At 36.4% G+C, this 12,880-nt stretch carries 6 protein-coding genes; 3 read left to right on the top strand and 3 right to left on the bottom strand.

Annotated features, from left to right (window positions below; genetic code table 11):
* Window positions 1–163 precede the first annotated feature (163 nt).
* On the bottom strand, window positions 164–2,575 hold the full coding sequence (locus ACP7AQ_RS12390) for a prolyl oligopeptidase family serine peptidase (protein ID WP_426095662.1): 2,412 nt from the start codon (window positions 2,573–2,575) through the stop codon (window positions 164–166).
* A gap of 293 nt (window positions 2,576–2,868) precedes the next feature.
* Here ACP7AQ_RS12390 and ACP7AQ_RS12385 point away from each other — a divergent pair, with 293 nt between their 5' ends.
* The 3 genes from ACP7AQ_RS12385 (at window position 2,869) to ACP7AQ_RS12375 (ending at window position 5,694) form a co-directional block, all read left to right on the top strand.
* On the top strand, window positions 2,869–3,876 hold the full coding sequence (locus tag ACP7AQ_RS12385) for a 3-oxoacyl-ACP synthase III family protein (RefSeq protein WP_426095661.1): 1,008 nt from the start codon (window positions 2,869–2,871) through the stop codon (window positions 3,874–3,876).
* 150 nt (window positions 3,877–4,026) lie between these two features.
* Entirely contained in the window at window positions 4,027–5,022 is a 996-nt protein-coding gene (locus tag ACP7AQ_RS12380) for an isoaspartyl peptidase/L-asparaginase family protein (RefSeq protein ID WP_426064909.1), read from the top strand.
* Window positions 5,023–5,694 (top strand): copper homeostasis protein CutC, encoded by a 672-nt coding sequence (locus tag ACP7AQ_RS12375; RefSeq protein WP_426095660.1) that lies wholly within the window; start codon window positions 5,023–5,025, stop codon window positions 5,692–5,694.
* A 99-nt stretch (window positions 5,695–5,793) separates the two neighbouring features.
* Here the strand turns inward: ACP7AQ_RS12375 and ACP7AQ_RS12370 are convergent, their stop codons facing one another.
* Together ACP7AQ_RS12370 and ACP7AQ_RS12365 are read right to left on the bottom strand one after the other, a co-directional pair.
* On the bottom strand, window positions 5,794–8,193 hold the full coding sequence (locus ACP7AQ_RS12370; protein WP_426095659.1) for a TonB-dependent receptor domain-containing protein: 2,400 nt from the start codon (window positions 8,191–8,193) through the stop codon (window positions 5,794–5,796).
* Between the two features lie 226 nt (window positions 8,194–8,419).
* The gene (locus tag ACP7AQ_RS12365) at window positions 8,420–12,706 is read right to left on the bottom strand and encodes a choice-of-anchor L domain-containing protein (RefSeq protein WP_426095658.1); all 4,287 of its coding nucleotides are present in this window, start codon (window positions 12,704–12,706) and stop codon (window positions 8,420–8,422) included.
* Window positions 12,707–12,880 lie beyond the last annotated feature (174 nt).

Raw genomic sequence — 12,880 nt, 5'->3', positions numbered from 1 at the left:
CAGTGATTTTCAGTTCTGATAGCTATCAAAAGTAGAAGTCGTTTTCAACTTTTATAAAAGTAGTAAAAAACAAGAACCCCAAAATCAAAGTGAATTTGGGGTTTTGTTCTATGTTCAGCTTTCTGACCACTTCTTAACTGGTCACTGATCACTACTTTCAGCGTTAATTCTTCAAATACTTTTCTAAGAACTGATCTTGTTCCCAAAGTAAATGTAAAATGTTCTCTTTGGCTGCATAACCGTGCGCTTCTTTTGGAAGAATTACCATTCTTGCCGGTGCGCCTAAACCTTTCAAAGCTTGAAAATAACGTTCGGTTTGCAAAGTGAACGTTCCTGGATTATTATCGGCTTCACCGTGAACTAAAAGCATTGGCGTTTTCATTTTATCCGCATTCATGAATGGCGACATCGTGTTGTAAACTTCAGGAGTTTCCCAGTAATTGCGTTGTTCTGTTTGGAAACCAAAAGGAGTCAACGTTCTGTTGTAAGCACCACTTCGAGCGATTCCACAGGCAAAAAGATTAGAATGCGTCAATAAATTAGCAGTCATAAAAGCACCATAGGAGTGACCTCCAACAGCTACTTTTTTTCTGTTGATGTATCCTAAAGCATCCACGGCATTGATGGCGGCTTCTGCATTGTCTACTAATTGGGTCATGAAATTATCATTGGGCTCCGTTGTTCCTTCACCAACAATGGGAAAAGCAGCGTCATCAAGAACTACGTAGCCTTTGGTTACCCAATATACGAACGAACCATAACTGGGAAACGTGAATTCATTCGGATTTTGTGTACTTTGTCCCGCTGAATTTTTGTCTTTGTATTCTGCTGGATATGCCCAAATCAACAAGGGCATTTTCTCTTTTTTTGCTTTGTCATAACCAACTGGTAAATACAATGTTCCGGATAATTCAACACCATCTTTACGTTTGTATTTTATCACTTCCTTACTCACGTTTTTGATACTTTCAAAAGGATTTTTGAACGAGGTAATTGGTGTCAGTTTATTTTTTTGTTTGATATTTCTAAGGTAATAATTAGGGTATTCATTTTTAGACTGGATTTGGACTAAAACAGTTCCTTTTTTGTAGTCTTCAATCTCCAAAACGTCTTCCTTTTTATCGTTGTACGTTGAGGTATACAAACGTTTTGCTTGAAAGTTTTTCAAATTAAATTCACTGATAAACGGAAATTGACCGTTTTTAGTGAATCCGTCCCCAATAAGATACGCATTGTCATTTTCGATCGCCAAAACATACCTGTTGTATTGGTTTTTTCTAGTTTCGAAATTCCCCGGATCCGCATACACATCCTGTGAGTTTCTGTCGAAAATTACTTTTGGCGCCTGACTTGGATTCGAGGGATTGATTACATACGTTTTGGTATTACGCGTATCGTACCATTCATCTGTAATTATGGCGGTGTTGTCATTTCCCCAAATGATTTGATCGTAGCGTTGCGGAGTTTTTACCAATGAAGTAGCTGCTCCATCAAACGGTGCGCTCCAAAGAAAAACTTCATCTCTGAATTCCACTTTGTTTGCAGGATCGCCACCATCTAAAGCTTCAGCATACGCTAATGTTGCCGGTTTGTCTGTTCTCCAGCTCATGTTTCTTTTTCCTTTTCGAACTGCCATAAATCCTTTAGGGATAATCTCAGTAAGCGGTACTTCATTAACCACTTTCACTTCGTTACCAGCCATGTCATAAATAACAGATTTTGATGGAAAACGACTTAATGGAACAATGTATGAAAATGGTTTTTGAATCGTAGTCACCATCAAATAATTACCATCCGGGGAAAAGCTTTCTCCGGCGTACATATCGGCTTTTTTGAATAAAGTTGTTGTTCCGTTCAAGTTTACTTTGTACAATTCAGAAGTCATGATGTTTTCAAAATTGATTTCATCATTCTTGTTTTTCAACATGTCCGGATACGTTCTGTTTTGGGATTTCGCACCATCAGCATTCGAAATTATAGGACCGGTTGGCAAATCTTTTTTGGCATCCAAAAGTGCCGCTCTGTTTTTTGGTAACATTTTCACCAAAATAGTTTCGTTGTCATTCATCCAGCTGAACGGACTTCCTATGTTGGCATTAACTGTCGCTTCTGTTAATTTTGTGGCTTTCGCCGAAGCAACATCGATAAACCAAAGTTCAACACCTAAAGCTGTGGTGTGGGAAAATGAGATTTTTTTATCATTTGGTGACCAAGCAATATTACTGATGCGAGGATTCGTTGGCAAACCTGCAACCTGTACTTCATTTTTGTCTTTTATTTTACGTAATTTCAGGTTGTTCACATACGTAACTGTACTTGAAATATTCGTAATTGGATTAATTCGCAATCCCCCCAAACGAAGTTCTTCTTGGTTTAAATCGTCCAATGATTTATAGGTATTTCTATACGTCAACAGCATGTATTCTTTTTTGGTATCCATCGATACCGAAGGCGCTCTTTCATAATCCGCCAAATCCAATATGGATTGAGATGGTCTTTGATAGGTTAAGTTTTCTTGTGCAAAAGTGGTTAAGCTTAGTCCAAGAAATAAAAAAAATGGAATTTTTAATTTCATAATTTGAATGATTTTAAATTAGCGTTGGTATTGTCAATAATTGGTCTAAAATAATTCAATGTTGTTACATTTGGAAATAAATATCTCTTTTTAACTTTTGCGTTGGTTTCAGTTTGCTTTCTTGTGATTATGTTTTTGATTTATGTTCTGTCATAATTTTAGTACTGAAGCAAGCTGTAAAGGATGACAAAAGCCATAAAACTTGTAAATTGCTAAAAAATTAGTAATTTGTCGGCTCAAATTTTTAAGAATGTTTTAAATTTGAACTCTTTTTATAATAAAATAACAATTGTATGTATCATTCAAAAATAGCAGGATTGGGTTATTATGTTCCCGAAAACGTAGTAACTAATGACGATTTATCCAAAATCATAGACACCAATGACGAATGGATTCAGGAAAGAACAGGAATTCAGGAACGAAGACATATTATAAAAGGAGAAGACACAACCACTTCTATGGGTGTAAAAGCGGCCAAAATTGCGATTGAACGTTCTGGCATTGCGAAAGAAGATATCGATTTTATAGTTTTTGCCACGTTAAGTCCTGATTATTATTTTCCTGGCCCTGGAGTTTTAGTACAACGTGATTTGGGTTTACGAACCGTTGGTGCATTAGATGTCAGGAATCAGTGTTCAGGCTTTATTTATGCGTTATCAGTGGCAGATCAATATATCAAAACCGGAATGTATAAAAACATATTGGTTATTGGATCTGAAGTTCATTCGACCGGATTGGATATGACGACTCGTGGACGAGGCGTTTCGGTAATTTTTGGAGACGGTGCCGGAGCAGCTGTTTTGAGCAGAGAAGAAGATTTGACAAAAGGAATTTTGTCCACACATTTACATTCTGAAGGGCAGCACGCCGAAGAATTAATCGTAAAAGCTCCAGGAATGGGAGGCCGCTGGATAACGGATATTTTGGCGGATAATGATCCGAATGATGAAAGTTATTTCCCGTACATGAATGGACAGTTTGTATTTAAAAATGCTGTGGTTCGTTTCAGCGAAGTAATTAATGAGGGATTGCAGGCAAATAATTTGCAGGTTTCAGATATTAATATGTTAATTCCGCATCAGGCAAATTTGAGAATTTCACAGTTTATTCAAAAGAAATTCAACTTGACCGATGATCAGGTGTACAATAATATTCAAAAATACGGAAATACTACCGCAGCTTCTATTCCTATTGCGCTAACTGAAGCATGGGAAAAAGGCAAAATAAAATCAGGAGATACGGTTGTTTTGGCAGCTTTTGGAAGTGGTTTTACTTGGGGAAGTGCTATTATTAAATGGTAAAAAATGGTCTAATAAATCGGTTGTCGATTCCAGTTGATTCAAGATAAATATTCTAAGCCTGCGCAAATTATTGTGCAGGTTTTTTTATTTAAAGTGGAACCTTTATATTTATAGTTTAAATGAGATGCAGCCAATACTAAAACAATCAAAATGACAAATCGTAGAAATTTTTTGAAAACAGCAGCTTTTGCTTCAGCAGCTGTGGCGTTGCATTCATTCGAAGGGAAACCAGCGGAAGAAAATGATTTTTTATCTAAAAAAGGAACAAAACCCATTGTGCTTTCGACATGGAATTTTGGAATTCAAGCTAACGCAGCTGCTTGGGAGGTTTTACGGGCTAACGGTCGAGCCCTAGATGCTGTCGAAGCTGGGGTAAAAATTCCTGAAGCCGATCCAACCGAAAGAAGCGTGGGCTATGGCGGAAGACCGGATCGAGATGGTCGCGTCACACTAGATGCTTGCATTATGGATGAAAATGCAAATATTGGTTCAGTAGCATGTTTAGAATTTATCAAACATCCTATTGCTGTGGCTCGTGCAGTGATGGAGAAAACGCCGCATGTCATGTTGGTTGGTGATGGAGCTTTGCAGTTTGCGTTGTCTCAAGGTTTCGTAAAAGAAAATTTGTTAGTGGAAGAATCCGAAAAAGAATGGAAGGAATGGTTGAAAACCAGTAATTATAAGCCTATCGCTAATATAGAAAATCATGATACTATTGGAATGATTGCTTTGGATATTGAAGGTAATCTTTCCGGTGCGTGTACTACAAGCGGAATGGCTTTTAAAATGCATGGACGTGTAGGGGACTCGCCAATTATTGGGGCAGGATTGTACGTCGATAACGAAATTGGTGCGGCAACGGCTACGGGCCATGGAGAAGAAGTAATTCGGATTTCCGGCTGTCATTTGGTGGTAGAGTTGATGCGACAAGGGAAATCGCCACAGAAAGCCTGCGAAGAGGCAGTTGCTCGAATAGTGAATTTGACTAAAAAAAGGAATAAAAATTTAAAAGATATTCAAGTTGGTTTTATTGCTTTAAATAAAAAAGGAGAATATGGTTCATATTGTATTCAGGGCGGTTTCAATTATGCTGTCAATGATGCTATGGGAAATCGATTAATTGATGCCGATTATTTTTTAAAGTAAATGAAAAAAGCACAACTGGGAATTGCGTGTTTTAATTTAGAATCGGCGATTATCCCACAGAAAAATGGTGCCGATAGAGTAGAATTATGTGCCAGTATGAAAGAGGGCGGAATAACGCCAGATTATGAACTCACTAAAACTGTTCGTAAAAAAATAGCTATAGATTTGAATGTTATGATTCGGCCTCGTGGTGGGGATTTTATTTATTCTGATTTTGAATTCGAACAAATGAAATCAGAAATTTTGACATTCAAAAAACTTCAGGTTGATGGTTTTGTTTTTGGAATTTTAAAAGAAGACGGTAATGTAAATGAACTACAAAATGCGGAATTAGTAGCTTTGGCAAACCCATTGCCTTGCACATTTCATCGCGCTTTTGATGGAATAAAAAACAAATTGAAAGCACTTGAATCTTTAATAGAATGTGATTTTAAAACTATTTTGACTTCTGGCCAAGAGACCAATGTGGTTGACGGTATTGATGTTTTGGCTAGATTAGTGGAAAAGGCGAATAATAGGATTGTAATTATGCCAGGCGGCGGATTGCGTTCATCAAATATTGAATTATTAAAAGAAAAAATAAAAGCTGTTTTCTATCATTCATCAGCAATTATTGATGTTGGGGAAATAGCAAATGAGGAAGAAATACAAGCCATAAAAACACATTTATAATTCGCATAATTTTGTGAAATCAAAAAACTCGGAGTTGGCATACTCCGAGTTTTTCTTTTTGCAACTAACTAACTAACTAACTAACTATTAATACTAATTTTACAAAAGCCCTCCGCCTCCTTGGGTTTCGTTCTTGTCTCTTTGCTTTCTTGCGGCTGCTTTGTTTTTTCCGCTTCCAAATCTGTAATTAAAACCTAAATAAACGGTTCTGCTTTCCCAATTGAATTCTCCATTTGTTTTGTAAGGACGTTCTCCATTAAAAGCAAATCGCATGGTTTTGAAAATATCACTGAATCGCGCACTGATGGTTCCGCTACCTTTCAATACGTTATAACTCGCCCCAATATCCATTTTCCACATTGGGCTTCTGTCAAGCTGAAGACTTAAATCTCTTCCTCTGTACATTCCAAATAATTGAAAACGCAAGTCCTTTGTTGCTTTGAACGTATTATTAATACGGGCATTAAAGGTTGTAACATCTATCTCTACAAATTCATAATTTCCCGGCGTATCCTCAATAGTGCCTTTGGTTTTCTTATTGTAGGCATCAAAACTGATATTGGCACTCCACCATTTTTTGAAATCTAGGTTTCCGGAAACTTCAACTCCGTACGCATTATTGTTATCAAAATTATCGTAAGAGATGATTTGTCTGTTCGGAGCATTTGGATTTGTGAAAATCACACGTGTTATTTCGTCTTGAATTCTTCTATAAAAAATCCCTGAAGTAATAGAGCCAATTTTAGTTTTTCGGGTGTAATTTAATTCAAATGAATTGGTGAATTGAGGAACCAAAAACGGATTTCCTTCAGAATCTATCGTTGGTGTACTCCATTCTCTAATAGGATTTACCTGAGAAATACTTGGCCTGTCTACTCTTCGAGAATAATTCAAACTGAACGAGTTGTTCTCACTAGGGTTGTAGGTTATAAATGCCGATGGATAAATACTTAAAATATCATCTTCAAATTTTGAATCAACTTCACTGACTTTTCTAAATAAAGCTTCAACATTGTATTGTTCTAAACGTGCTCCCGCTTGAAAATTCCATTTTTTCCATTGTTTTCCGAGGGTTGCATAGGCGGAATATAAAGTTCTTTCGTAGGTGAAATCAGAATTGTAAGCATTATTCAAAAACAGGTTGTTGTCCGTATTTTCATTTCTGCTTTCTAAACCTAATTCTAATTTAGTCGTTTCAGAAAGCGGATTTACATAATCAAGATTTACAATCGTATTTTTTCCTAACGTTTTTACATCATTTGTAAACGAATTAGTCGTGCCATTTACATTAGTGTATAATGCATTTTCGGGACTGTCATTTTTATTGTAATTCACTTCTAATTCTAAATTGTGTCCTTCCTTTTTGAAGTCTAATTTGTAATCAAAATTATAAGTTTCAGAGTGGTTTTCGCTTTTATTGTCAAACAATTGGAATCTGTCATTGGTAGCCGACGAAACATAATCGACTTTAGTATTTCCAAAATCTTTTCCTTTAGAAAGGTTCTGATTGGTATAAAAAGAGAATGTGTTTTTGTCATTAATATTGAAATCAAATCCAAGTTTTGCTAAATGAGAGGTATTCTTAGAATTCATGTCAAAAATCTGCTTATTTTCATTGTTTAATTCTTGACTGTTTATAAAACCGTTGTTCGAATATTTCCCATGATTAAAGCCATAATTCCCATAAAAATTGAATTTACCTGTTCTGTAATTTAAGTCAAGAGATGAATTTACTTTTGGTGTTATCCCAAAGGTTACCCCGTTATTTACACTTCCGTTAAATCCGAGTCGGCTATTTTTGTTTAAAACAATGTTGATGATTCCGCTCATTCCTTCCGGATTGTATTTAGCCGACGGATTGGTGATTAACTCAATTTGTTTGATGGATGCGGATGGAATTTGTTGCAAAACTTGAGCGGCATCCATATTTGTTGGTTTTCCATCGATTAGGATCCGAACATTTGAATTTCCTCTTAAACTGATGGCGTTTGTTTGCGGATCAACACTCACAGATGGAATGTTGTTCATTATTTCTGCAGCTGTTGCTCCGGCAGATATTAAATCTTTTCCCACGTTTATAATCTTACGGTCAATTTTTTGTTCAATGGTAGATTTTTCTTTTACAATTTCGACTCCTTCCAGCTTAATTGCATCTTCTTCAAGAGCAATGGTGTTAAAGTTGATGCTATTGTCTAACGTTAATTTAGCCGATTTTGAAATCGTTTTGTATCCCATAAATTGGATCTCTACGATATAATCTTTCAATGCTAAATTTTTGATTTGAAAAGTTCCCTTCTCAGATGTAATTCCGCCAGTAATTACTTTGCTGTTTTCTTTTATCACAACATTCACATACGGCAATGGCTCGTTAGTGTTTTTATCAGTGATTTTTCCTGAAATACTTCCGGAATTATTAAGAAGTGTCGGTTTGACCGAAGTTTGCGCCTGCATTGAAAACAATGTTCCAATAAAGCAGATTAAGATTAATTTAAGTTTCATGATTGATTGTGATTTAATTGATTGATGATGCAAAGGTAAATATTTATTTTAATATTATGTATTACAAAGTACTATTTTATACATAAATATAATTTTTTTGATTTTGAATCTACATAATAGACTGATGAGGCTCAGTTTTGTTACATACATTCTGCATTTTTATTTATTTAAATAACAAAAAAAGGGCTTTCGATTAGAAAAGCCCTTCTAGAGAATAGAGTAATATTTATCGTTTTAGAGAAAAATGGGATTTATATTCTTTGGTGACAGTGTCTTCAGTATACGAGATTGAAAACCAATAATCATCCGCTGGTAGCGCATAACCATTGAAAGTTCCATCCCAACCAGAGCCATTTGCGAATAATTCTTTTAGCAGTTTTCCATAGCGATCAAAAATATATAATTTAAAATTTTCGCTATTTGGTATTCCAGTAATATTCCAAGTGTCATTAAAACCATCTCCGTTTGGAGTGAAGAATTTAGGACTGTTAATCAGCTTAACCGATATTGGATTGGTAAAGGTTCCACAATTGGCATCGCTAACCGATATTTCGTGAAGTCCGGAACTTACATCGTTAAATACGTTACTACTTTGAGGGGAACCTCCATCTAAAGAATACAGAAAATTACTCCCATCTCCTACAAACGGGACGGCATTGACAGTTATGGTTTGGTTATCCGTGAACCATCCGCTGGTTGTAAATGTTACGGAAGAGGGTATCGAAGATTCAATAACCATAAAAGGGACGATGTCAGAGGTACAACCAAAAATAGATAAGTTGGTAACAGTGAGTGTGTAGTTACCAGGTTCACTTGTTGAAAAATTTTCTTCGGTACCTACTAACGTCCCGTCTTCGCTTTTCCATTCAAAAGAGAATTGAGGTGTAGTAAATCCACTTTTAATAAAAGCATCAGTCGTGATTCCGGTATCAATATCAATACAAATGGCTGGAATGTTAAGTACTGGTTTTGGTTTTGCGGTGATAGTAATTACCATTGGTCTTTCAACAGGACAAATAACTGTTGCAGATGTTCCTGATTCGGCATACGCATAAATAGTGGTTGAAGCAGTGATGAAATCCCCCGGAAATTTTTCAGTGTTGTTGCTTCCCGGACCACCTGGATTTGTAAAATATCTTGTTACAGGTGCTGTGTAGGACGGCAGTTCATAAGATTCGCATCTTGTTACAGGCGCAATAGTTGTTATGGTTGGGCTATTATTAATGGTAATAGTAAAAGGGTCTTCATCAGTACAATTAACTCTATTGTTATTCTCTACGTAAACATATATCGTTGTCGTGGTAGTTATTGGGGAATAAGGAGGGAGCAATCGTACTCCAGTTCCATTTGGACCACTTGGAGCGGTGTAATAACTTCCCATACCTACGATGGCTGGTAAGTTAAAACTATTGCAAGCATATTGATCTTCTTTGTCATTTACAAAAGTTACCAAAACGTCTATACTGTATTCTGAAACGCAGGTATTTGGTGCTGTAGCTGCGACATAAACATAGATTATTTTTGAGGTTGTCAAAACGGTACCAGCCGGTAAAACAGGATTCGTTGGCGATGGACCACCGGCAAATTCGTAATATTCCCCATTTCTTAAATCATCTAAAATATAACTTTGACCACATCGAATAACTTCTACAGGTTTTGCATCAATTACAGGAGATTTATTAATGGTAATTAGGAATTCTTCTTCAACATAACAAGGTCCACTTACAGCTTTATCATAGAAGTACATTTTTTGAGTTGTGGTAACCGGAAATCCCACTGGACGAAGTTGTCCAGTCCCTAAAGGTCCGGTATAGTAGTTGCCTGAATGTGCCACACTAGGTAAATAATAGACATCGCATTGAGGGGTGGTGTCTGGTATTACTGGTAAAGGAGCAATATTTACAGTAACAGTAAAGTCTAAATTATCGGTGCACGTTTGTCCTGTGACATAAAACCAAAGAGTTGTAGTTGCATTAATTAATGTTCCAGCAGGAACAATATTTCCTCTGCCGGCAGCAGCAGTTCGATATTCTCCAACGGTCAATGCAGGGAGACTGTAGGCAGAACAGGAATTTACATCTGTTGGAGGTGTAATACTTCCCACGCTAATAAAAAACGTGAAGGTTTTTTCGTCAACACAATTTTTTGGAACCGTACCACTCTCTTTATACACATAAATAATGGTCGTCGTATTTATTACTGTTCCTGGAGACAAAAGAGATCCACTTTTATTACTACCAGTATAATAAACACCACCATTTGGATCAACGGGCAGCGTGTAAGAAGTACATGCAAATTGATTTGGGTAATTAGGCAATAGACTAAATGGAATTATAGTTATAGCAAATGGGTTTTCTTGCGTACAGGATGGTGTAACAGTAGTATCTTCAAACCATACATATATTCTGTTTACTCCTGCAGTATTTACTATAAATCCAGCTGGTAACTGGATATTTCCCGGAGTAGTGGGACCTCCGCTTTGAGTGAAATATTTTGCATACGGTAAAGCTGGAAGGGAATATTGTATACAATAGGTTTCAGAAGCTGGTGTGATTGTGTCTAAATCAGCAATGGTAACATTAAAAGAATCTTGGTTGGTACACAGTCCAGATTGATTAAAAACATAAAGGTTCATTGTGGTAGTGTTAATAACATCCCCGGCAAAAAGTTGTGTTCCAGTTCCGTTATTTCCAGTCCAGTATTGCGCTCCAGCTTTTGTTAATGGTGGGAGTTTGTAAGAGGTGCATACAAATACATCTGGCAATATATCTACTTCTGGTAAAGGCGTGACAATCAAATTAAAACTGGTAATAACAAAACAACTGGGATTTGAAATATTTTGTAATCGCACCCATAATGTTGTGCTTGCCGATAATAATTGGTTGCTCGAATTTAAAGTTATACTATTAGTATTGCTATTTGCTCCCGTTTCCGAGGAGTGAAAAGTGAGGATGTTGTATGAGGTGTTTTGAGAACCAGTAATGGACGCAATTTGTGACGTTAAGTTAAAATTAGCTTTCAGAGGAGTTTCAGATAAATTTCTGGAACACAATGTATTATCAATAGGAATATTTGCAATTAGTGGCGATGCGACAATTAGCAATTGAAAAGATCTAATTTCATAGCACAACGTGTTAAGGTTTTGAATTCTGACAAAAATTTGTTTGCCACTTTCCGTACTTGAAATAGTTTGAAGAATTGAGATTGCGGCAGTATTTCTCCTAGCATCTGCATCAGTAAAGTGATACGTGATAATTGTATTTGCGGGTAAATCATCTAAAATACCAGTTGTGCTAGTAGATTGGTTAACTCCAGCCAGAATGATTGAACTATTTTTACTGAGATTAAAATCATAAGAGGAAGCCCCCGAATCACACATATAAATGTTGGGAACAGATGTAATTACTCCAATCTTGGGAAAAATTTCTATCGTGATATCATCTGTGACTTCGATGCAACCGGGTTCTTTGTATGTAACACTGTAAATATGAATTCCAGAACTAACCAGTGGAATAACTGTGTTGAGGTCTAATGTTACCCCTGTTTGTGGTGGTGAGAATGCTACTCCTTGTTTTTTCCATTCGAAAGTAGTTCCGGAATCTAAACCTGCGGCGGATAATATTGGTAACGTGTTTCCCGGACAAATTGCAGCATTGTTTGCCGTTATATAATCCCGTCCTACAACATCTTGCCCGATATTAAAACTATTGGCTTGTAGAAAAATAGCAGAATCATAACCCGTATTATTTCCTCCGTCAGCAATAACTAATTTAATGCGATACACGTGCGTAATGTCTAACCCAGTTGCCGAAGCTAGCATTGAAACTGTTTGTCCGTTGAAATTTATGGCAGGGCCAAATCCACCTCCGTTAAAAGCACCAAAATAGTTTGGATTGGCGGAAGGACAGTTAGGATTGTAAGCCGTGTCTCGTATGGTTTCAACAGATACCGGGATGGCTGTGCTTGGTATTACGGCTAAATTTACATTAGCACCGCCGGCTGTTACATCTTTTAAAAGAAAAGCAAAAGCATCCGAGAAGCTGCATTGGGAAGTCCCATATTCTTCAGAAGCAAAAAGAAAAGAAAAATCGAAATTGGGTGTTTTGGGTTGAAAATCAAATTCAATAAAACTGGCATTTATTGAATTAAGAGTTATTCCCGACTGCGAAAGTAAATTAGCTTCCAAATCTGAATCGCCTGACCATGCTGGAATACCATCGCTTAAAATAGTTGTATTGGGTGCCGGAATTTTAGTAACATCTCCCGTACTTAATACAACTCCGTTGGAAAATGGAAAGGCAGAATTAGTATTTTCAAAATAGCCTATTCCGTTGGACGATCCGTAAAATGTTCCTGTTCTTGAAGTTACATTGGTACCCTGAACACATGGCGAATTCACGAGTACCTGATTCACCAATTGGTCAATCGTGTATTTTGTAGTATTTACGGTAACTGCTTGGGAATGAATAGCATATGAAGCCATCAACAATATAAAAATAAGAGTCTTTTTCATGTCTTATGTTGTTAATTTGCAGAGTAAAAATAGTGAAAATTGAATTATCATTTTTAAAAAATGCTAAAATTTTGTTAACTCAATCCTAAATATAGCAGTACAACGGTTTTTTTTATTTGTTAGTGTTTTTAAGACGTAATTGAGTAACTTTTCTAACCAAATTAAGGAATTAGA

Source organism: Flavobacterium sp. DSR2-3-3 (assembly GCF_049896585.1).
In the GTDB taxonomy this organism is placed as follows: Bacteria; Bacteroidota; Bacteroidia; order Flavobacteriales; family Flavobacteriaceae; genus Flavobacterium.
Note: the sequence above shows the minus strand (reverse complement) of the source record. Positions and strands in the feature narration are given on the sequence as shown.

What these genes read in the sequence shown, in the direction of transcription:
- ACP7AQ_RS12390 (WP_426095662.1), bottom strand. Translation starts at nt 2,575, where the DNA reads ATGAAATTAAAAATTCCATTTTTTTTATTTCTTGGACTAAGCTTAACC.
- ACP7AQ_RS12385 (WP_426095661.1), top strand. Translation starts at nt 2,869, where the DNA reads ATGTATCATTCAAAAATAGCAGGATTGGGTTATTATGTTCCCGAAAAC.
- ACP7AQ_RS12380 (WP_426064909.1), top strand. Translation starts at nt 4,027, where the DNA reads ATGACAAATCGTAGAAATTTTTTGAAAACAGCAGCTTTTGCTTCAGCA.
- ACP7AQ_RS12375 (WP_426095660.1), top strand. Translation starts at nt 5,023, where the DNA reads ATGAAAAAAGCACAACTGGGAATTGCGTGTTTTAATTTAGAATCGGCG.
- ACP7AQ_RS12370 (WP_426095659.1), bottom strand. Translation starts at nt 8,193, where the DNA reads ATGAAACTTAAATTAATCTTAATCTGCTTTATTGGAACATTGTTTTCA.
- ACP7AQ_RS12365 (WP_426095658.1), bottom strand. Translation starts at nt 12,706, where the DNA reads ATGAAAAAGACTCTTATTTTTATATTGTTGATGGCTTCATATGCTATT.